Source organism: Streptomyces sp. 4F14 (assembly GCF_048159485.1).
Classification (GTDB): domain Bacteria; phylum Actinomycetota; class Actinomycetes; order Streptomycetales; family Streptomycetaceae; genus Streptomyces.
On record NZ_JBLRVY010000001.1, the window covers coordinates 120,321 to 140,819 of the forward strand.

Annotated in this window: 16 protein-coding genes; 9 read left to right on the top strand and 7 right to left on the bottom strand. The window is 71.4% G+C overall.

Annotated features, from left to right (window positions below):
* The first annotated feature begins 91 nt into the window (after positions 1–91).
* From ACLZOT_RS00540 to ACLZOT_RS00550, 3 genes are read left to right on the top strand one after another with little or no spacing between them, the layout of a single operon-like run.
* Positions 92–901 carry a PP2C family protein-serine/threonine phosphatase gene (locus tag ACLZOT_RS00540; protein WP_416966623.1) on the top strand — a complete coding sequence of 270 codons (810 nt, stop codon included), beginning with the start codon at positions 92–94 and terminating at the stop codon, positions 899–901.
* A gap of 44 nt (positions 902–945) precedes the next feature.
* Complete coding sequence (locus ACLZOT_RS00545) at positions 946–1,446, top strand: hypothetical protein (protein WP_416966624.1); 501 nt, start codon at positions 946–948, stop codon at positions 1,444–1,446.
* A 36-nt stretch (positions 1,447–1,482) separates the two neighbouring features.
* On the top strand, positions 1,483–2,478 hold the full coding sequence (locus ACLZOT_RS00550) for an MASE1 domain-containing protein (RefSeq protein WP_416966625.1): 996 nt from the start codon (positions 1,483–1,485) through the stop codon (positions 2,476–2,478).
* Here ACLZOT_RS00550 and ACLZOT_RS00555 read toward each other — a convergent pair.
* Entirely contained in the window at positions 2,451–3,098 is a 648-nt protein-coding gene (locus ACLZOT_RS00555; protein WP_416966626.1) for an HAD family hydrolase, read from the bottom strand. The two genes, ACLZOT_RS00550 and ACLZOT_RS00555, sit on opposite strands and share 28 nt — an antisense overlap.
* 20 nt (positions 3,099–3,118) lie before the next feature.
* Positions 3,119–4,732: a serine/threonine-protein kinase gene (locus ACLZOT_RS00560; RefSeq protein WP_416966627.1), complete on the bottom strand. Its 1,614-nt coding sequence runs from the start codon at positions 4,730–4,732 to the stop codon at positions 3,119–3,121.
* Positions 4,733–4,870: 138 nt separating this feature from the next.
* Here ACLZOT_RS00560 and ACLZOT_RS00565 point away from each other — a divergent pair, with 138 nt between their 5' ends.
* Positions 4,871–8,245, top strand: a complete 3,375-nt coding sequence (locus ACLZOT_RS00565) for a pyruvate carboxylase (protein ID WP_416966946.1) — start codon at positions 4,871–4,873, stop codon at positions 8,243–8,245.
* A 3-nt stretch (positions 8,246–8,248) separates the two neighbouring features.
* Here ACLZOT_RS00565 and ACLZOT_RS00570 read toward each other — a convergent pair whose 3' ends face one another.
* Positions 8,249–9,187, bottom strand: coding sequence for an SDR family oxidoreductase (locus ACLZOT_RS00570; RefSeq protein WP_416966628.1), 939 nt, complete (start codon positions 9,185–9,187; stop codon positions 8,249–8,251).
* Positions 9,188–9,274: 87 nt separating this feature from the next.
* Between ACLZOT_RS00570 and ACLZOT_RS00575 the strand changes: the two genes are divergently transcribed.
* The 5 genes from ACLZOT_RS00575 to ACLZOT_RS00595 all read left to right on the top strand — a co-directional run bounded on the left by ACLZOT_RS00575 (position 9,275) and on the right by ACLZOT_RS00595 (position 13,826).
* Positions 9,275–9,841: a TetR family transcriptional regulator gene (locus ACLZOT_RS00575; RefSeq protein ID WP_416966629.1), complete on the top strand. Its 567-nt coding sequence runs from the start codon at positions 9,275–9,277 to the stop codon at positions 9,839–9,841.
* 87 nt (positions 9,842–9,928) lie between these two features.
* On the top strand, positions 9,929–11,569 hold the full coding sequence (gene pgm / locus ACLZOT_RS00580; protein ID WP_416966630.1) for a phosphoglucomutase (alpha-D-glucose-1,6-bisphosphate-dependent): 1,641 nt from the start codon (positions 9,929–9,931) through the stop codon (positions 11,567–11,569).
* A gap of 184 nt (positions 11,570–11,753) precedes the next feature.
* Positions 11,754–12,989 (top strand): cation:proton antiporter, encoded by a 1,236-nt coding sequence (locus ACLZOT_RS00585; RefSeq protein ID WP_416966631.1) that lies wholly within the window; start codon positions 11,754–11,756, stop codon positions 12,987–12,989.
* A gap of 47 nt (positions 12,990–13,036) precedes the next feature.
* Positions 13,037–13,315: a DUF3040 domain-containing protein gene (locus ACLZOT_RS00590; RefSeq protein ID WP_416966632.1), complete on the top strand. Its 279-nt coding sequence runs from the start codon at positions 13,037–13,039 to the stop codon at positions 13,313–13,315.
* A gap of 70 nt (positions 13,316–13,385) precedes the next feature.
* Entirely contained in the window at positions 13,386–13,826 is a 441-nt protein-coding gene (locus ACLZOT_RS00595; protein ID WP_416966633.1) for a hypothetical protein, read from the top strand.
* A gap of 37 nt (positions 13,827–13,863) precedes the next feature.
* Here ACLZOT_RS00595 and ACLZOT_RS00600 read toward each other — a convergent pair whose 3' ends face one another.
* The 4 genes from ACLZOT_RS00600 to ACLZOT_RS00615 all read right to left on the bottom strand — a co-directional run bounded on the left by ACLZOT_RS00600 (position 13,864) and on the right by ACLZOT_RS00615 (position 20,497).
* Positions 13,864–15,900 (bottom strand): glycoside hydrolase, encoded by a 2,037-nt coding sequence (locus tag ACLZOT_RS00600; protein WP_416966634.1) that lies wholly within the window; start codon positions 15,898–15,900, stop codon positions 13,864–13,866.
* Positions 15,901–16,031: 131 nt separating this feature from the next.
* The gene (locus ACLZOT_RS00605) at positions 16,032–18,059 is read right to left on the bottom strand and encodes a beta-galactosidase (protein ID WP_416966635.1); all 2,028 of its coding nucleotides are present in this window, start codon (positions 18,057–18,059) and stop codon (positions 16,032–16,034) included.
* Between the two features lie 87 nt (positions 18,060–18,146).
* Positions 18,147–19,487 carry an ABC transporter substrate-binding protein gene (locus ACLZOT_RS00610; protein WP_416966636.1) on the bottom strand — a complete coding sequence of 447 codons (1,341 nt, stop codon included), beginning with the start codon at positions 19,485–19,487 and terminating at the stop codon, positions 18,147–18,149.
* Positions 19,488–19,573: 86 nt separating this feature from the next.
* On the bottom strand, positions 19,574–20,497 hold the full coding sequence (locus tag ACLZOT_RS00615) for a carbohydrate ABC transporter permease (protein WP_416966637.1): 924 nt from the start codon (positions 20,495–20,497) through the stop codon (positions 19,574–19,576).
* Positions 20,498–20,499 lie beyond the last annotated feature (2 nt).

Consider the following 20,499-nt stretch of genomic DNA (forward strand, 5'->3'; position numbering starts at 1 on the left):
TCGAACAATGTCCGACAGGTCGAACATGGTGAATTGGCGGGGCGCGGACCATCCGGGTGCGCCCGGTCTCTTCGTTCGTGAGAATTCGGGTGTGACGACCGACGACGGCGATGAGCTGCTGGCGCGGCTGCGGTCGCTGACCGCTCAGGCGCGGGAGCGGGCCGAGGTCCAGCGGTCCCAGGTGGAACTGGCGATCGCCCTCCAGCGCGAGATGCTGCCGAGCGACCTGCCCCACCCGCCCGGAGTGCGGCTCGCCGTGCGCTACGAGCCGGCCTGCTACGGCCTCAACGTCGGCGGCGACTGGTACGACGCCTTCCCGCTGCCCGGCGGACGGCTCGCCCTGTGCATCGGGGACGTCCAGGGGCACAACATCGAGGCCGCCGCGTTCATGGGCCAGGTCAGGGTGGGGCTGCGGGCCCTCGCCTCGGTCACCGGCGACCCCGGCGAACTCCTCGCCCGCACCAACGACCTGCTGATCTCCCTCGGCAGCGACCTCTTCGCGACCTGCACGTTCCTGCGCCTCGACCCCGCCACCGGGGTCCTGGAGAGCGCCCGCGCCGGCCACACCCCGTTCGTGTGGGCCGCCGCCGACGGCCGCTCCGGCATCGCCGAGGACGAACCCGGCCCCCCGCTCGGCATCCAGCCGGGCGCCGAGTACCCCGTCTCCCACCACCGCCTCACCAGCGGCGGCGTCTTCGTCCTGCTCACCGACGGCGTCGTCGAGGGCCCCGCGCTGCCCCTCGACGAGGGCCTCTCCCAGGTCGTCCGCCTCGCCGGCATCGCCGCCGTAGCCGGGCTCGGCACCGAGTCCCTGGCGGCGGCGGTCATCGAGGGCGCCACCCGGGTCGGGCACGAGGACGACGCCGCGGTACTGGTCGTGGGACACGACGAACCGGGGTGATCAGTAGGGTGGGGGCACAGCGCCACCAGCGGGGGAGGGACACCGTGCAGTTCGGAACGCGGACCGGCTTCGGCCTGGAGTTCCACCTCGGACGCGACCCGTACCTCCTGTGCGTCGACCTCTTCCTCGGCGGCCTCCACCTGAACGCCCGCGACAACGCCTTCTACCCGCCCCTGCTGGTCAAGAAGCTCAAGGACGAACTCCACCGCTTCCGTACGCCGGCCCCGCCGCCGACGGGGTTCGCCTCACCCGCCGAGGCGTTCCGCGTCGCCGAGGACTGGACGCTCGACGACCCCGCCACGGGACCGGCGCCCGAGGACGGCGAGGAGTTCGCGAGCCACCGGTTCCTGGAGTGGGGCGGGTGCACCGACGACGTCCTGGCCTTCGCCTTTCCCTATGGGGACGACCTCCACCTCGCCTGCCGGGTCCACGGCGACACGGGCCCCCGGCCCTCGGCGCTGGTCGCGGTGAGCCGGACGGCCCTCACCGGAACGCTGGAAGAGAGCCTCGCCGCCGCCGAGCACGCGTGGTCCCTGCGGCGCTAGCGGCCCGGCCTCCCACTGGCCGTAGGGGTGGGAGCGGTGTCTGATGGGCCTGTGGCGGACAAGTGGGATCTGCGCCGGGCGGCGCTGTACGTGGGACAGACGGTCGCGGTGGCCGTCTCCTACTACGCCGCCGGGCGCCTCGGGCTGATGCGGCGGCTCACGGTCGAGGAGACCGTGTTCACGCCCGTCTGGCCGCCCACCGGCGTCGCGCTGACCTGGCTGCTGGTCATCGGGGTACGGGCGTGGGCCGGGATCGCGCTGGGCTGCTTCTTCGTCATCCTGCACCTCACCTCCGGCGAGATACAGCTCTCGATGCTCGCCAACCTCGCCGGGAACGTCGCCGCCCCCGTCTGCGCCTGCCTCCTGCTGCGCCGCGTCGGCTTCCGCACCGACCTCACCCGCCTGCGCGACGGCGTCGCCCTCGTCTTCCTCGGCGCCCTCACCGCCATGCTGATCAGCTCCACGACCGGCGTCGGCATCGCCGTCCTCACCGGCGACCTCTCCGACAGCGGCTTCTGGCCGGTGTGGGTCGCCTGGTGGGTCGGCGACGCGATGGGCGTGCTGATCGTGACGCCGCTGCTGCTGACCCTGTACCGGGCGCGGGGCCTGCCGGGCACCGCCCGCTGGAAGGAGGCGACGGCGCTCACGGTGGCCGCCTGCTGCGTCGTCCCCCTCGCCACCAACAACCACGTCAACATGCTGTTCCTGACCTACCCGGTGCTGATCTGGGCGGCCCTGCGGTTCGAACTGCCCGGCAGCATGCTGTGCGTCCTGCTCGCGTCGGTCCTCGCGACCGACGCCGCCACCGACGGCGTCGGCCCCTTCGCCGGGCTCACCCACGTCGAGGTCATGCTGAAACTCCAGGCGTTCAACGGGGCCACCGCCCTCACCGCGCTCCTGCTGTCCGCCGTGATCACCGAACAGCGCAACACCCGCCGCTCCGTGGAACGCGCCTGCGAGGAACTCGCCGAGGTCCTCGAACACCTCACCGCGTCCGACCGCGCCTACCCGCCGGACCGCTCCAGCAAGTGAGCCACGGCCTCCACGACGTCCGCGACGCTGTGATGCGGCACGTCGAGACCCTCCGGCCAGGGCCGGGCCCGTACCCAGATCGGCCGCAGCCCCGCCGCCGACGCCCCCGCGATGTCCTTGACCGGATCGTCCCCCGTCATCCAGTCCCCGGCCGTCAACTGCGTCCCGCACCGCGCCGCCGCCAGCTCGAACAGGCGCGCGTCCGGTTTGCGTACGTCGATGTCGCCGGACGCGGCGATCCCGTCCACGAGATCCGCGAGGCCCGCGGAGCGGATCTTCGCGCGCTGGAGGTCCGACGAACCGTTCGTCACGACACCCACGCTCCAGCCCCGCTCCCGCAGCACGCCGAGGCTCTCCAGCACGTCCGGACGGCACTCCACCGACGCGGCCATCCGGTCCACGTACACCCGCCACAGGTGCTCCGGCGACTCCGTGATCCCGAACGCCGCCGGCAGCCGCCCCAGCACGTCCCGCCCGCCGTGCTCCTTCAGCTCGGCGAGCAGCCACTCCCCGACCTCCGGGGCGTACCCGTGGTCCCGGCAGAGCCCGGCGACGGTGGCGGAGAGAGCGGCCGTGCGGTTGACGAGGGTGCCGTCGAGGTCGAACAGGGCGAGACGCATGGAGTGACCCTAACCGCAGGTCACTTGGTCGCGGGATAGACCTTGGTGATCTTGCCCTGGGAGTCGGCGATCAGGTATCCGCCGCCGTACGCGTCGGTGAGGTAGACGTTCATCGTCGCGGGCGTGTCGAAGACCGTGTTCGGCGGCTGGACGAGCACATAGCGGCTCTCCGGGTCGGGGACGTTCAGCTTCTTGTCCGCTTCGGCCAGCAGCGCGGGCAGCTTGTCCCAGGCGAACCCGTCGACGCGGAACGGCCTGGCGATGGATATGATCGTGCTGCTGATGATGCCCTTCTCCGCGCCCTCGCCCGGACGGTACGTGTACGTGTCGTACTTGGTGTCGCTGCCGTCGACCATCATCTGGGCCGTCACGTAGTCCTCGTACACCGACAGGCTTCCGTACCGGCTGCGGCCGCTCTTCTTCTCGATCGCCGCGATCGCCGTCCGGACCCCGGAGGGGGTCAGCAGCCCCTTGCCGCTCTCGCCCTGCGTGCCGCCCGTGTCGGTGCCGGCGTCCGACGAGGCGGGTGCAGCGGGGGACGACGCCGTGATCGGCGAAGACACCGACGACACCGACGGTGACGACGACGGGCCCGCCGCCCCGCTCGTGCCCCCGGGCAGGTAGTTCCACGCCAGTGTTCCCGCCAGCGCCACCCCCACGCCCGGCAGCAGTACCGGGAGCCACCGGCGGCGCGGGCGTGTCGGCACGATGGGGGCCGTCGGCGCCGGGACCGGGACGACCGGCGTGGGGGCCTGGATCCGGTACGACGTCGTCATCTCCTGTGGCGCCGAGCCTCCCTCGGCGACCTCCGTGAGCAGCCGCTCCACCGTCTGCGCCGCCGGGCGGGCCGCCGGGTCGCGGTCGAGGAGACGGGTGAGGACGTCCGTGAGGGGGCCGGCGTGGAGCGGCGGCGGTATGTCCTCGCTGAGGACGGCCGCGAGCGTCGCCAGCGTCGTGTCCCGGCGCAGCGGGTGGTGGCCCTCGACGGCCGTGTACAGCATCATGCCGAGGGACCACAGGTCGGAGGAGGGGCCGCCGGAGCGTCCTGAGACCCGCTCGGGGGCCATGTAGTCCGGGGTGCCGATGATCGAGCCCGTCGCGGTGAGCGCCGTCGCCTCACGGATCGCGGCGATGCCGAAGTCGGTCAGGACGGGGCGTCCGTCGGGGCGCATCAGGACGTTCGCCGGTTTCACGTCCCGGTGCTGGATCCCCGCGTCGTGCGCGGCGCGCAGCGCGGACAGCACGCCGAGGCCGATCCGCGCGGCCTCCACCGGGCCCATCGGCCCCTGCGCGAGCCGGTCGGCGAACGAGCCGCCCGGCACCAGCTCCATGACGATCCACGGGTAGGTGCCGTCGCCCTCGTCGACGATGTGGTGGATCGTGACGACGCCGGGATGGTCCAGCCGGGCCAGCGCCCGAGCCTCGCGCAGCACCCGCTGCCGCAGCTGGTGCGCCGCCGCCGGGTCGTACTCGGCGAGGTCGGGGTCCGGCGGCCGGACCTCCTTCACCGCCACACTGCGCTGCAGCACCAGGTCCGTGGCCCGCCACACCATGCCCATACCGCCACCGCCGAGCCGCGCCTCCAACTGGAAGCGCCCGTCGACGATCCGTCTGCGGCCGTCCGCGTCGTTCATGCGCGGAGCATAGTTGCCGCCACGGACACCGCCGATCGTGTGCTCGTTCCCCGGACAGGCGTCAAGGTGGCCCGGGTCACATGGACCTGTGACCTCGGCGCCGACACCATGGTGCCGACAGCGGCGAAGGGATTCCGGATGTTCCGCAAGGTGCTGGTCGCCAACCGAGGCGAGATCGCGATCAGGGCGTTCCGCGCCGGGTACGAGCTGGGGGCCCGCACGGTCGCCGTGTTCCCGCACGAGGACCGCAACTCGCTGCACCGGCTCAAGGCCGACGAGGCGTACGAGATCGGTGAGCCCGGGCATCCGGTGCGCGCGTACCTCTCGGTCGAGGAGATCGTCGCCGCAGCTCAGCGTGCCGGAGCCGACGCGGTCTACCCGGGGTACGGCTTCCTCTCCGAGAACCCCGAACTGGCCCGCGCCTGCGAGGAGGCCGGGATCACGTTCGTCGGCCCCGACGCGCGCACGCTGGAGCTGACCGGCAACAAGGCGAGCGCGGTCGCCGCCGCCCGCGCGGCCGGGGTGCCGGTGCTCGGCTCGTCCGCGCCCTCCAACGACGTCGACGAACTCGTGGCCGCCGCCGAGGAGATCGGCTTCCCGGTGTTCGTGAAGGCCGTCGCGGGCGGCGGCGGCCGCGGCATGCGGCGCGTCGAGGACCGGGCCGTGCTGCGCGAGTCCATCGAGGCCGCGTCCCGGGAGGCGGCGTCCGCGTTCGGCGACCCGACGGTCTTCCTGGAGAAGGCGGTCGTCGACCCCCGCCACATCGAGGTGCAGATCCTCGCGGACGGCCACGGCAACGTCATCCACCTCTACGAACGCGACTGTTCGGTCCAGCGGCGCCACCAGAAGGTCATCGAGCTGGCCCCCGCGCCCAACCTGGACCCGGCGCTGCGGGACCGGATCTGCGCGGACGCCGTGCGGTTCGCCCGCGAGATCGGCTACCGCAACGCCGGCACCGTCGAGTTCCTCCTCGACCGGGACGGCAACCACGTCTTCATCGAGATGAACCCGCGCATCCAGGTCGAGCACACGGTCACCGAGGAGGTCACCGACGTCGACCTCGTACAGGCCCAACTCCGCATCGCCTCGGGGGAGTCGCTCGCCGACCTCGGGCTGTCCCAGGAGACGGTGAAGCTGCACGGCGCGGCCCTCCAGTGCCGGATCACCACCGAGGACCCCGCCAACGGCTTCCGCCCCGACACCGGCCGGATCAGCGCCTACCGTTCACCGGGTGGTTCAGGCATCCGGCTGGACGGCGGAACGACCCACGCCGGTACGGAGATCAGCGCGCACTTCGACTCGATGCTGGTCAAACTCACCTGCCGGGGGCGGGACTTCAAGTCGGCGATCGGCCGCGCCCGGCGTGCCGTCGCCGAGTTCCGGATCCGGGGTGTCGCCACCAACATCCCGTTCCTGCAAGCCGTGTTGGACGACGCCGACTTCCAGGGCGGCCGTGTCACCACGTCGTTCATCGAGCAGCGCCCGCACCTGCTGACCGCGCGCACCTCGGCCGACCGGGGCACGAAGCTCCTCACGTACCTCGCCGACGTCACGGTCAACAAGCCGCACGGTGAACGCCCCGACCTCCTCGACCCGTTGGCGAAGCTGCCGAGCACGCCCGCTACAGAACCCCCGGCGGGCTCCCGCCAGCGCCTGATCGAGCTGGGCCCCGAGGGCTTCGCCCGCTGGATGCGCGAGACCCCTCAACTCGGCGTCACCGACACGACGTTCAGGGACGCCCACCAGTCCCTCCTGGCGACGCGCGTGCGCACCAAGGACCTGCTCGCCTCCGCCCCGCTCGTCGCCCGCACCCTCCCCGACCTGCTCTCCCTGGAGTGCTGGGGCGGCGCCACCTACGACGTCGCCCTGCGCTTCCTCGCCGAGGACCCGTGGGAGCGGCTCGCCGCGCTGCGCGAGGCCGTACCGAACATCTGCCTCCAGATGCTGCTGCGCGGGCGCAACACCGTCGGCTACACGCCCTATCCGACGGAGGTGACCGACGCGTTCGTGCAGGAGGCGGCGGGCACCGGGATCGACATCTTCCGGATCTTCGACGCGCTCAACGACGTCGACCAGATGCGGCCCGCGATCGACGCCGTACGGCAGACCGGTACGGCGGTCGCGGAGGTCGCGCTCTGCTACACCGCCGACCTGTCCGACCCCGGGGAGCGGCTCTACACGCTCGACTACTACCTGCGGCTCGCGGAGAAGATCGTCCAGGCGGGGGCGCATGTCCTCGCCGTCAAGGACATGGCCGGGCTGCTGCGGGCGCCGGCCGCCGCGACCCTCGTGTCCGCGCTGCGGCGGGAGTTCGGGCTGCCGGTGCATCTGCACACGCACGACACGGCGGGCGGGCAGCTCGCGACGTACCTCGCGGCGATCGGGGCCGGGGTCGACGCGGTCGACGGGGCCGTGGCGTCCATGGCGGGCACGACCTCGCAGCCGTCGCTGTCCGCGATCGTCGCCGCGACCGACTACTCGGAGCGCACGACCGGGCTCGACCTCCAGGCCGTCGGGGACCTGGAGCCGTACTGGGAGAGCGTGCGGCGGGTGTACGCGCCGTTCGAGGCGGGGCTCGCGTCGCCCACCGGGCGCGTCTACCACCACGAGATCCCGGGCGGGCAGCTCTCCAACCTCCGTACGCAGGCGGTGGCGTTGGGGCTCGGCGACCGGTTCGAGGACATCGAGTCCATGTACGCCGCCGCCGACCGGATCCTCGGACGGCTCGTCAAGGTCACGCCGTCCTCGAAGGTCGTCGGGGATCTCGCCCTGCACCTCGTCGGGGCCGGGGTCGCGCCCGAGCAGTTCGAGGAGACGCCGGACCGGTTCGACATCCCCGACTCCGTGATCGGGTTCCTGCGCGGCGAGCTGGGTACGCCGCCCGGGGGCTGGCCGGAGCCGTTCCGCACCCGTGCCCTCCAGGGGCGGCCCGACGCCAAGCCCGTCCAGGAGCTGACGACCGAGGACCGCGAGGGCCTGGAGAAGCACCGCCGGACCACCCTCAACCGGCTCCTGTTCCCCGGCCCGACCCGCGACTTCGAGACCCACCGGCAGGCGTACGGCGACACCAGCGTCCTCGACAGCAAGGACTTCTTCTACGGGCTGCGCCCGGGCAAGGAGTACGCCGTCGACCTGGAGCCCGGCGTGCGGCTCCTGATCGAGCTCCAGGCCATCGGCGAGGCCGACGAACGCGGGATGCGCACAGTGATGGCCGGCCTCAACGGGCAGCTCAGGCCGATCCAGGTCCGCGACCGGGCCGCCGCGTCCGACATCCCGGCCACGGAGAAGGCGGACCGGACCAACCCCGGACACGTGCCGGCGCCGTTCGCGGGCGTGGTCACCCTCGCGGTGGCGGAGGGCGACACCGTCGAGGCCGGGGCGACCGTCGCGACCATCGAGGCGATGAAGATGGAGGCGACGATCACCGCCCCGAGGGCGGGGCGGGTGAACAGGCTCGCGATCAACCGGATCCAGCAGGTGGAGGGCGGGGATCTGTTGGTGGAGGTGGGCTGAGCCTCAGCCCTGGAAGAACGCCCCCGTGCGTCCCTCCGTGAAGTAGTGCCCCGCGTCGAGGTCCGCGATCAGACCGGGCCCCTCGGGCGTCCACCCCAGCAACTCCTGGGTGTGGGCGCTCGACGCGGGGGAGTCGAGCCCGAAGAACGAGGCGAGCCAGCCGAAGTGCGCCTCGGCCTCCTCCGCCGGGACCGCGACGGCGGGTACCCCGAGCCCGCGTCCGATCGCCTCGGCGACCTCGCGCAGTTCCACCCCGGTCTCGGCGTTGCCGTGCAGCACCGAACCCGCTGGAGCCTGCTCCAGCGCCAGCCGGAACAGCCGGGCCACGTCGGAGCGGTGGCCGGCGGGCCAGCGGACGACGCCGCCGTCGACGTACCCGGCCGCCCCGTGCGCACGGGCGATGTCGACCAGCGTCGCCATGAACCCCGCGTCCCCGTCCCCGTGCACGGTCGGCGGCAGCCGCAGCACCGAGGACCGCACCCCGCGCTCGGCGAGGGCGACCGTCGCCACCGCGTTGTGGTGCCGGACATGCGGACCCGTCGCCGGACCGTCGGCCGCGTTGTCGGACTCCGTCGCCACCCGGCCCGGCGCGACCAGCATCAGCCCCGACGCCAGCACGAACGGCCGGTCCGAGCCGGCCAGCGCGTCGCCGAACGCGTCGATGGTCCGCCGGTCCATTCCGGCCGCACGGTCGAAACCGCCGCTGAACGCGACATCGTGCGCGAACGCCAGATGCACCACCCCGTCGGTCTCCGCCGCCGCCTCCCGTAGCACCTCCAGATCCTCCAGGGACCCGCGCCGTACCTCGGCGCCGGCCGCCTTCAAGGCGTCCGCCGAGGCGTCGGACCGCGCGAGACCCACCACCTCGTGCCCCGCGTCCAGCAGTTCGGGCACGAGAGCCGAACCGATCCAGCCGGACGCACCTGTCACGAAAACACGCATGGGAGACCCCTCGGACGAGTAGATGTCAGTCACTGTCATCGACCGTACACCTGATGTCAGTCACTGTCATAGAGATACGATCCCGCCATGAGCCGATGGCAGCCCGACGCGCGAGGACGACTCGCGAAAGCGGCGCTCGACCTGTACGACGAGCGCGGCTTCGAGCGCACGACGGTCGCCGAGATCGCCCAGCGGGCCGGCCTCACCGAGCGCACCTTCTTCCGGCACTACGCCGACAAGCGCGAGGTCCTCTTCGGCGGCACCGGGGAACTCCTGGACCGGGTCACGGCCTCCGCCGCCCACGTCCCGCGGGACGCGCGGCCCCTCGATGTCGTCCTGGCCGTCCTGGACGGGACAGCGGAGGACTTCCCCGACACCCGCCGCTCCTACGCCCGGCGCCGGCAGGCCGTCATCGACGCCCACCCCGAACTCCGGGAACGCGAACTGATCAAGCTCGCGGACTTCTCCGCCGCCCTCTCCGGCGTCCTGCGTGAACGCGGCGTACCGGTCCGCGAGGCGGCCCTCGCGGCCGAGGCGGCCACCGCCGTCTTCAAGGTCGCCTTCGCCCGCTGGATCGAGGAGGACGGCGGCCCGGGGCTCGGCCCGCTGATGCGCGAGACGCTGGCCGCCCTCAGAGCGGTGACAGGATGCTGACAGTCCCGACCCTGGGTTCCCCGTTACCTTCCTGACGAGGGAAGATGACCTTCACCAGGGAACGAACCGATGCGGAGGAACCCACCCATGCGGCACGAGCGAGCGGGCAAGCCGGCCTCAGCCGAGGACCTTGTCGACGTGGCCCGGCTGGTCACCGCGTACTACGCGCTGCACCCCGACCCCGCCGACGTCGGCCAGCGTGTCGCCTTCGGTACCTCGGGTCACCGCGGCTCCGCGCTGAACACGGCGTTCAACGAGGACCACATCGCCGCCACCAGCCAGGCCATCTGCGAGTACCGCGCCGCGCAGGGCACCGACGGACCGCTGTTCCTCGGCGCCGACACCCACGCCCTCTCCGAACCCGCCAAGGTCACCGCCCTGGAGGTGTTCGCCGCGAACGGCGTCACCACCCTCATCGACAGCGCCGACGGCTACACCCCCACCCCGGCCGTCTCGCACGCGATCCTCGCCCACAACAAGGGCCGCGGCACCGGCCTCGCGGACGGCGTCGTCGTCACCCCCTCGCACAATCCGCCCGCCGACGGCGGCTTCAAGTACAACCCCCCGTCCGGCGGCCCGGCCGCCTCCGACGCCACCTCCTGGATCCAGGACCGCGCCAACCAGATCATCGCCGCGGGGATGAAGGACGTCCGCCGCCTCCCGTACACCCGGGCGCTGGCCGCCGGGACGACCGGGCGGTACGACTTCCTCGGCACGTACGTCGCCGACCTGCCGAACGTCCTCGACCTGGACGCGATCCGCGCGGCCGGCGTCCGTATCGGCGCCGACCCGCTCGGCGGCGCCTCCGTCGCCTACTGGGGCCGCATCGCCGAACAGCACCGCCTCGACCTGACCGTCGTCAACCCGCACACCGACCCCACGTGGCGGTTCATGACGCTGGACTGGGACGGCCAGATCCGCATGGACTGCTCCTCGCCGGACGCGATGGCCTCCCTCATCGCGCAGCGCGACCGCTTCGACATCGCCACCGGCAACGACGCGGACTCCGACCGGCACGGCATCGTCACGCCCGACGCCGGGCTGATGAACCCCAACCACTACCTCGCCGTCGCCATCGACTACCTCTACCGGCACCGCGCCGACTGGCCCGTCGGCGCCGGGATCGGCAAGACCCTCGTCTCCTCGTCGATGATCGACCGTGTCGCCGCCGACCTCGGCCGCACCCTCGTCGAAGTCCCCGTCGGCTTCAAGTGGTTCGTCGACGGTCTGGTCGGCTCCACGCTCGGCTTCGGCGGCGAGGAGTCGGCGGGCGCGTCCTTCCTGCGCCGCGACGGCTCCGTGTGGACCACCGACAAGGACGGCATCATCCTGGCGCTGCTCGCCTCCGAGATCACCGCCGTCACCGGCAAGACGCCCTCGCAGCTGTACGCCGGGCTCACCGAGCGGTTCGGTGCCCCCGCCTACGCCCGCATCGACGCGCCCGCCACCCGCGAGGAGAAGGCGCTCCTCGCGAAGCTGTCCCCGGCCCAGGTGACCGCGCGCACCCTCGCCGGGGAGGATGTCACCGGCGTCCTCACCGAGGCGCCCGGCAACGGGGCCGCGCTCGGCGGGATCAAGGTCATGACTGCGGGCTCCTGGTTCGCGGCCCGGCCTTCCGGCACGGAGGACGTGTACAAGATCTACGCCGAGTCCTTCAACGGCCCCGAACACCTCGCCCGGGTGCAGGAGGAGGCCCGGACGGTCGTCCTGGACGCGCTGGGCGGCTAGTCCGCGATATGGGTGTCGTCCCCGATACCGGGGGCTGCCTCCGGAATGACAGGGTGGACAAAGGCCCGGGAGACCGGACCCGGGTCGTCCACTTGTATGTTCCTGTCGTTCCAGGAGGACACCCCTATCCACTCCCCACGCGCAGTACGACCCCGACCCGACGCACGCGGGCGGGAGGTGACCCATGGGACACGCTGACTCGCTGCTGGCCCTCGGCGGAGCCTTCCTCGCCGCCGCCGTCCTCGCCCGGCTCGGCAACAGGTTCGGGCTTCCCACCATCCCCCTGTTCACCCTCGCCGGAATCCTGCTCGGCCCCCACACACCGGGGCTCGTGCTGGTGCGGGACGCGCACGACTTCGAGATGCTCTCCGCGCTCGGTCTCGTCCTGCTGCTCTTCTACCTCGGCCTCGAATTCCACGTCGACGACCTCAAGAACGGCGGCCGGCGCCTGCTCCTCGCGGGCGGCAGCTACCTCGTCCTGAACGTCGGCGCCGGACTCGCCTTCGGGTTCGGCCTCGGCTGGGGCGCGCGGGAGGCACTGGTCCTCGCGGGCGTCCTCGGCATCTCGTCCTCCGCGATCGTCACGAAGATCCTCATCGACCTCGGCCGCATCGGCCGCCCCGGCACGAAGATCGTCCTCGGGGTCATCGTCGTCGAGGACATCTTCCTCGCGCTCTACCTCGCCGTCCTCCAGCCCGTCATCAGCGGCGCCGAAGGCGGTCTGGAGATCGCCTGGCAGGTCGCCAAGGCGTTCGGGTTCCTGCTGGCGCTCGCCACCGCCGCCCGCTACGGCACCCGCCTGGTCGCCCGCCTCATCCACGTCCGCGACGACGAACTCCTCGTCATCAGCTTCCTCGGCGCCGCCGTCTTCGTCGCGGGCGTCTCCGAGTACCTCGGCGTCGCCGACGCGATCGGCGCGTTCATGGTCGGCCTCATCTTCGGCGGCACCCCCTCCGGGCCGCGCATCCGCAGGCTCGTGCACCCGCTGCGCGACGCGTTCGCCGCGATCTTCTTCTTCGCGTTCGGACTCGCCATCGACCCCGGCGACTTCGCGGCCGTCGCCGTCCCCGTCGTGATCGCCGTCCTGCTGACCCTCGCGATGAACATCGCCGCCGGGCTGGTCGTGGCACGGCTGTACGGCTACCGGGCGCGCGAGGCCATGCTCATCGCGACGACCCTGCTGGCCCGCGGCGAGTTCGCGCTGATCCTCGCCGCGATGGCCGCGAACGCCGGACTCGACAGCAGGCTCGCGCCGTTCATCGCCGGGTACGTCCTCGTGCTCGCCGTGCTCGGGCCGCTCGCGGCGGGGCGCGTGCACGCGGCGGACGACCGCCGGGCGAAAGCGACGACTGAAGGTGCCCTGGAAGCGGAAGAACTCAGACGAGAGGCGAGGGACCCCGTCACCACCCCCGACCGGTAACGGCCCCTCAGAAGAGGGCCCCCGCACGGGCCCGGACGGGAGGACCCGTGTCCGACGGCCACGACGACCGCCTGGAAGCCCTGGCGTCCGCCACCGAACGCGACGACGCCCGCTTCGCCCGAGCCCTCGCCGAGGGCCACCCGGAACGCCCCCGCGAATACCGCAGAGGCCGCGCCTGGTGGGCCCTCGGCGGCGCGGGCGCCCTCCTGTTCGTCGGCATCGCCCTGCCCCACGGGCTGCTGCTCGCGGCGGGGCTGGTGGTGGCGGGGATGGCGGCGACCCTGTTCGACCCGCACCGGCGGCATCCGGGGAGCGGGCGGCGCTGAACGGGCGTACCCGTCCGTCCGTACCAGGGGGCGTCCACACCTCGTCCGACGTTCACCCGGAGCCATCGCCGTGCCCCACACCGCCCGAGGCGTCGCCGCTGTCGCCCTGCTGTTCCTGCTGACCGCCTGCGGGGGAGGGGACGGGAAGCCGGCGGCGAAGGCGTCCGAGTCCACCGAACCGGCCGCCGCCGCGCAGGTCGTCGCGCCCGCGAAGGTCGAGATCATCGCGGGGATGACCGGGTGCACGGCCGTCATCCGCATCGAGGCGGCCGAGTTGCGCCAGGGGAGCTGCCGGACCGGGCAGGGCGACTACATCATCGCCACGTTCCCGAAGGACAGCCTCAAGGACACCTGGCTGGACGCGGCGGCCATCTACGGCGGGACCTACATCGTCGGCCCGCAGTGGGCCGTCGGCGGGAAGGTGGAGGTGCTGAAGAAGCTCCAGCCGGAGATCGGCGGGGAGATCGTGCAGCTCACCGGGAGCGGGCCCAGCCCGGTGCCCACCGCATGAGAAACGGGGCCCCTCTCGCGAGGAGCCCCGTACCGGGTCAGTTCACCCGGGCGATCCGCCAGCGCTGGTTGGAACCGGAGTTGCCGTACCAGGTGGTGACCGCGGCGCCCTCGTTGGTCGCCTGGCCGCCGACCTCCAGGAGGCGGCCCGTGGCGGCGTTCACCAGGGTCCAGGTGCCGTCACCCGTCGTGGACAGGATCCACTCGGTGGCCGCGTCCCGCGTGCCCGTGTTCGGCTCGGCGACCGGCACGTCGTTGCGCACCGCGAGCCGCTTGCCCTCCGCCGGGTTCGCGAAGACGTACCGCAGACGGTTGCCCGTCGTGCCGTACACCTGCTCCAGACGCCACTGCTGGGCGACCCCACCGTTCGCCGAGTTGATGGTCAGGCTGGTGCCGTTCGCGCCGAGGGTGGCGGTCTTGTTCGACTGCACACCGGTCAGCGTGTACGCCTTGCCCTTGCTGAACAGGCTCGCGTCCGCGGCGACCCCGGAGACACCCTTGACGGCGAACGAGGTCACCGACTGCGCGGGGACCGTGTACGACGCCTTGCCGTCGACGACCTTCACCGGGGCCTGCTTGACGAGCTTGCCGGCGGCGTCCGTGACGGTCGGCGTGACCGTCGCCTTGCGGTCGATCTTCCCGAACCGGGAGAGGTCGATGACGACCGTACGGGGAGCCGTCGTCGAGTTGACATGGACCAGGGACGCGCCCTTGCCGTCCTTCGTCACCGCGGCGGCGCTGGACGTGTCGTCCACCTTGACCAGGCTGTCGCCGGGCTTGATGAAGTGCGTGAAGTTACGCGCCGTGTCGAACTTGGTGTTCGTGTAGATCGGGCACGACTTCAGCGTGTCCTTCGAGGTGCAGCTGAACGGGAGCTGGATGGAACCCCAGTTGCCGCCCTTGGCGGACTCGCCGCCCGGCTTCATGTTGTCGTAGTCCTCGACCGGCTGCCAGAACACCCACGCCTTGGGCTCCAGTTCGCGCAGGTCGTTCACCATCTGCTGGGCGAGGCCGAGACCCGGACGCATGTCCGTGAAGCTCTGCCCGTCGCCCCAGTCGCCCTCGACCTCGCTCATCCACAGCGGCTTGTCGGCCGCCTTGGCGAGGTCGCGCACGGTGGTGCGCTGGCCGGTGCCGTAGGTGTGGACGTTCATCTGGCCGACGAGGTCCTTGGACGCCTGCGAGTAGGAGTTCCAGTTCGTCGCGAACAGACCGGGGTTGGTCTCGTCCATCGCCGAGATCTCGGCGCCGACCTTGGCCTTCTTCAGCGCGGGGGCGAGCGCCGCGAGGACCTTCTCCTGCATGGCCGGGCCGATGTGCGCGCCCTCCTGACGGCCGCCGACCGGCTGCCCGTCGGCATCCAGGCGGGTGCCCCAGTAGCCGGTGTTGGGCTCGTTGAACGGGTCGACCGTGTCGACCTTGATCCCGGAGGACTTCTCCAGCCGCTTCGTCGCCCCCGCGAGGTAGGCGGCGAAGTCGTTCACCGAACTCTCCTTCAGCTGCTCGTCGTTGGCGTTGAAGCCGCCCGAGACGTAGCCGCTGACGGTCATGAACCACGGCGGGGAGTTGGAGAACGTCTCCCAGTGCGTGATGTCCTTCTTGATGCGGTCGACCCACCAGCGCTGGGTGGCGTCCGCCTTGGGGTTCCAGTCGGCCGGGTCGTCCGCGCTCCACCAGTCGGTGTCGGTGCGGGTGGTGCCCGCCGGGGCCTTCCACCAGCCCTCGACGGCGCCGCCGGCCCTCAAGTAGTCCTTCACGTCGGGGGCGTTGCCGCCGCCGATGTTGTAACGCGCGATGTTCAGCGCGAGGCCGTCGTCCCCGAACAGGAGCTTCGCGAGCTTCTCGCGGACCTCCTTCGGGTAGTCGCCCGTCGCGTTGGCGAACCACACCAGGCTGGTGCCCCAGCCCTCGAACTTGTCCTGCTTGTACGACGGATCCGGCTGGACGGTCACCGTCGGAGTGGCGGTGTCGGCCTGCGCGAGCGGCGCGGGGACGGACAGAAGAGCCGCCCCGGTCGCGAGCGCGGTCATCGAAGCCGCTCCGAGGAACCGTCTGTTGCGGGTGAGTCGTGCCATCGTGTGCTCCCAGCTTCATAGGTGGAAACGCTGCGGTGGCCCCTCCCGCCGGACGGGCAGGAGGGGGTGACCCCGGGCGGACGGACACACGTCGCCCGGGGAGTCGGGAAAGTGGGGGGAGGTGGGGAGGATCAGACCGACGGGCGGCGTACGACGGTCACTTCACGCGGTCCGAGGACCAGCGACCCGTACAGCACGTCACCGGCGAAGCCGCTCAGGTCCACCTCGTCGTCCGTGCGGTTGACGAGGAACAGGAACCTTTCCGCGGCGCCCTTGCGCACGGTCAGCTCCACGCGCCCGCGTGCCTCGGCGGGCAGTTCGCTCTCCACGCCGGCAGGCGCCAGGAGCTTCGGCAGCAGCGCCGTGAGCCCCTCGGCACCGAGGCGCGTCGACACGTAGGCGGCCGAACCCCCGCCCGTCGTACGGCGCGTGACGGCCGGACGGCCGGACTGGTTGCCGGACTCGTAGCGGGCGAGGACCTCGGTGGCCTCGTCGGCGAGGGTGATGCGGTCGGTCCACAGGGTGCCCGTGGTGCCGTCGGACAGTGCGACCGACTCGTCCTGGAGGAGCGGGCCGAACTCCTCGACACGGATGCCGAGCAGGTCGCGCAGGGCGCCGGGGTAGCCGCCGAGCCAGATGTGGTCGTTCTCGTCGACGACCGCCGAGAAGTAGGTGGCGATCAGGTGGCCGCCCTGCTCGGCGTACCGGGTCAGCTCCTTGGCCAGCTCGGCCGGCATCACGTGCAGGACCGGGGTGATCAGCACGTCGTAGCGGGAGAAGTCGGTCCGCTTGGTGATCAGGTCGGCGCGTACGCCGAGTGCGAGGAGCGCGGAGTACCAGTCCAGGCCCTCCTGGCGGTACTTGAGGAGCGCGGTGGGGTGCGAGTCCTGCTCGCTCGCCCACCAGGAGTCCCAGTCGAAGACGATGCCGACGCGTGCGGACTCGCGGTCCGAACCGGCCACCGGGGCCAGGGTCTTGAGGGTCGCGCCGAGTTCGGCGACCGCGCGGAACACCTCGCTGTCGCGGCCGGCGTGCGGGACCATCGCCGAGTGGTACTTCTCGGCGCCCGCAGCCGACTGGCGCCACTGGAAGTAGCAGACGGCGTCCGCGCCGTGCGCCACGTGCAGCAGGGCGTCGCGGGCCATCTCGCCGGGGCGCTTGGCGACGTTCACCGGCTGCCAGTTCACGGCGCTGGTGGAGTGCTCCATCAGGAACCACGGCCTGCCGCCCGCGATGCCGCTCGTCAGGTTCGCGGAGAACGACAGCTCGTCGCGGGACTGCGGGCCGGGGTGGACGTAGTGGTCGTTGGAGACGAAGTCGACCTCCGCCGCCCAGTCCGCGTAGTCCATGCCCTTCGTCTCGCCCATCACCATGAAGTTCGTGGTGACGGGGACGTCCGGGGTGATCTCCTTGAGGATGTCGCGCTCGGCGCGCAGGTAGTCCTTGAGGACGTCGGAGGAGAACCGCTTGAAGTCGAGCTGCTGGGTCGGGTTCGGGTGCGAGGCCGCGAGCCGGGGCGGCAGGATCTGCTCCCAGTCGGTGTAGCGCTGCGACCAGAACGCCGTGCCCCAGGCGTGGTTGAGGGCCTCCAGCGTGCCGTAGCGGGCGCGCAGCCAGATCCGGAAGGCGCCCGCGGCGTCGTCCGAGAAGTCGTAGATGTTGTGGCAGCCCAGCTCGTTGGAGACGTGCCAGGCGACCAGCGCCGGGTGGTCCTTGTAGCGGTCCGCCATCACGCGCACCAGGCGCAGGGCGTGCTCGCGGAAGACGGGGGAGGTGGGCCGCCAGTGCTGGCGGGCGCCCGGCCACAGGGTCTCGCCGGTCTGCGTGACCGGGAGGATCTCCGGGTGGGCGGTCGTCAGCCACGGCGGCGGGGAGGCCGTCGCGGTGGCGAGGTCGACGCCTATGCCGCCCGCGTGCAGCAGGTCCATGACCTCGTCGAGCCAGCCGAAGTCCCACTGGTCGGGGCCGGGCTGGAGCCGAGCCCAGGAGAAGATCGCCACGGAGACGACGTTGACGCCCGCCTCCCGCATGAGGCGGATGTCCTCCTCCCACACCTCCCGGGGCCACTGCTCGGGGTTGTAGTCGGCGCCGTAGCCGAAGCGCGGGGTGGGGTCACCGTCCGTCCCGCGGGCGGCGCGGGCGTGGAGGGTGGAGATCATGGCGGTCCTTCCCAAGGGTGGTGCACGGGGGCGGCGCGGCACAGGGCCGCGCCGCCCGGTCGTTCTGAGACTGCTGGGCGAGAAGAACTACTTCTCCATCGTGAAGCCCTGCTCGGTGCCGTACTTGACGGAGGCGTCCTGCCACGCCTTCAGGCCCTGGGCGAGCGTGGTGGAGGAGACGTACGCCTTGCCGACGTTGTCGTTGAAGATCGAGTTCGCGTACGGCTGGAACGGGAGGTACTTCCAGTCGCTCGCGACGTTCGCCGCGGACTCGGCGAAGATCTTGTTGGCCTCCTGGCCGCCGAAGTAGTCGAACTTCTTGGCCTGGAACGCCGGGGACTCCAGCTCCGCCTTGGTGGCGGGGAAGGCGCCCTCGGAGACACGGGTGGCGACACCGTCACCGGAGTTCGCGTACTCGACGAACGCGTACGCCAGCTCCTTGTTCTTGGCCAGCGCCGGGACGGTCAGCGAGCTGCCGCCGTTCTCCGCGCTCGCCTTGTCGCCCTTGGTCCAGGCCGGCATGGCCGCCGCACGCCACTGGCCCTTCGCGCCGGGGACACCGGTGACGAAGTTCGCGGGCATCCAGGCGCCCGTCGCGAGCGTCGCGATGGAGCCGTCGCCGAGGCCCTTGTACCAGTCGTCGGTCCAGCCGGTGACCGGGGCGAGGAGCTTCTCGTTGATCAGCGTCTGCCAGACCGTCTCGAACTTCTTCGCGCCCGCGTCGTCGAAGTTGATGCCGACCTTGGTGCCGTCGACCTTGTAGGGGCGCGAGCCGGCCTGCCACAGCATGGAGGTCGTGAAGCCCGCGTCGCCGGTGTCGTTGGCGATGTACGCCTTCGGGTCGGCCTTGTGGAGCTTGCGGGCCGCGTCCAGGTACTCGTCCCACGTGGTCGGGACGGCGATCTTGTACTTGTCGAAGACCTGCTTGTTGTAGAACAGCGCCATCGGGCCGGAGTCCATCGGCAGACCCCAGACCTTGGAGCCGTCGCTGACGGCGTTCCACGGGCCCGGCGTGTACTTCGCGGAGAGCTTGTCCGCACCGAACTTCGACAGGTCGGTGAGGCCCTTGGTCAGCGAGTACTGGCCGACGGCGAAGTACTCCACCTGGGCGACGTCCGGGACGCCCTTGCCGGCCGAGATCGCGTTCGACAGCGCCGTGTAGTGCTTGTCGCCGGAGCGCTCGCCGACCAGGTTGACCTTGACCTTCGGGTACTTCTTCTGGAAGTCGGCGGCCACGGTCTTCAGCGTGGGCTCCCAGGCCCAGACCGTGATGTCGCCGCCCTTGTCCAGGGCCGCCTGGAGGTCCCCGGCGGACACGGCCTTCTGCGAGGAGTCGTCGTCGTCCGAGCTGCCGCAGGCGGCGCTGCCGAGGGCGAGGACGGAGACGAGGGCGACGCCGCGAAGGACACGGCTCGTTGTTCTGCGCATGGTGCTTCCACTTCTTCGTGGGTGGATCGGGTGAGGGTGGGGGTACTGCGTTTTGTGCGCAATTGTGGGGCTTGGGGGCGCCGGCGTCATTCCTTGACGCTGCCGGCCGACAGACCGGACTGCCAGTACTTCTGGAGCAGCAGGAACACGGCGATCAGCGGCAGGATCGTCAGCAGCGAGCCGGTGATCACCAGGTTGAAGATCACGTCACCGCCGATCGTCTGCGCCTGCGAGCTCCAGGAGCTGAGACCCAGGGTGAGCGGGTACCAGTCCGGGTCCTTCAGCATGATCAGGGGGAGGAAGTAGTTGTTCCAGGTGGCGACCGTCGTGAACAGCAGGACGGTCACGATCCCGGGCGCCAGCAGCGGCAGCGAGACCTGGAAGAAGGTCCGCACCTCGCCCGCGCCGTCCATCCGGGCCGCCTCCAGCAGCTCCGTCGGGATCGCCTCGGCCGCGAAGACCCACATCAGGTAGAGGCCGAACGGCGACACCAGCGACGGGATGATCACCGCCCAGGGCGTGTCGGTCAGGCCCATCTTGCTGAACATGAGGAACGTCGGGACCGCGAGCGCCGTACCGGGCACCGCGACCGCGCCGATCACGACGGCGAAGATGCCCTTCTTGCCGGGGAAGTCGAACTTCGCCAGCGCGTACCCGCCGAGCACCGCGAGCAGCGTCGCGCCGCCCGCGCCGAGGACGACGTACAGCAGGGTGTTCAGCAGCCAGCGGCCGAAGATGCCGTCGTGGTAGGTGAACGTGTCGTGGATGTTCGACCACAGGGCGAAGTTCTTCGCGAACCACAGGCCGTTCGAGTCGGCCAGGCCCTCCTGGGTCTTGGTGGCGCTGATCAGCAGCCACACCAGGGGGGCGATGGTGTAGATGGCCATGAGGGCCATCAGGCCGGTCAGCAGCTTGCTGCGGCGCGGCTTGTCGGCGCTGTACGCCTTGCGCGGGGTGCGCAGCTTCGGTGAGCTCTTCGCGGTCGCGGGGGTGGTGACAGAGGTGGTCATCG

Coding starts and splice junctions, on each gene's coding strand:
- ACLZOT_RS00555 (WP_416966626.1), bottom strand. CDS start 3,098: ATGCGTCTCGCCCTGTTCGACCTCGACGGCACCCTCGTCAACCGCACG.
- ACLZOT_RS00560 (WP_416966627.1), bottom strand. CDS start 4,732: ATGAACGACGCGGACGGCCGCAGACGGATCGTCGACGGGCGCTTCCAG.
- ACLZOT_RS00565 (WP_416966946.1), top strand. CDS start 4,871: ATGTTCCGCAAGGTGCTGGTCGCCAACCGAGGCGAGATCGCGATCAGG.
- ACLZOT_RS00570 (WP_416966628.1), bottom strand. CDS start 9,187: ATGCGTGTTTTCGTGACAGGTGCGTCCGGCTGGATCGGTTCGGCTCTC.
- ACLZOT_RS00575 (WP_416966629.1), top strand. CDS start 9,275: ATGAGCCGATGGCAGCCCGACGCGCGAGGACGACTCGCGAAAGCGGCG.
- pgm (WP_416966630.1), top strand. CDS start 9,929: ATGCGGCACGAGCGAGCGGGCAAGCCGGCCTCAGCCGAGGACCTTGTC.
- ACLZOT_RS00585 (WP_416966631.1), top strand. CDS start 11,754: ATGGGACACGCTGACTCGCTGCTGGCCCTCGGCGGAGCCTTCCTCGCC.
- ACLZOT_RS00600 (WP_416966634.1), bottom strand. CDS start 15,900: ATGGCACGACTCACCCGCAACAGACGGTTCCTCGGAGCGGCTTCGATG.
- ACLZOT_RS00605 (WP_416966635.1), bottom strand. CDS start 18,059: ATGATCTCCACCCTCCACGCCCGCGCCGCCCGCGGGACGGACGGTGAC.
- ACLZOT_RS00610 (WP_416966636.1), bottom strand. CDS start 19,487: ATGCGCAGAACAACGAGCCGTGTCCTTCGCGGCGTCGCCCTCGTCTCC.
- ACLZOT_RS00615 (WP_416966637.1), bottom strand. CDS start 20,497: ATGACCACCTCTGTCACCACCCCCGCGACCGCGAAGAGCTCACCGAAG.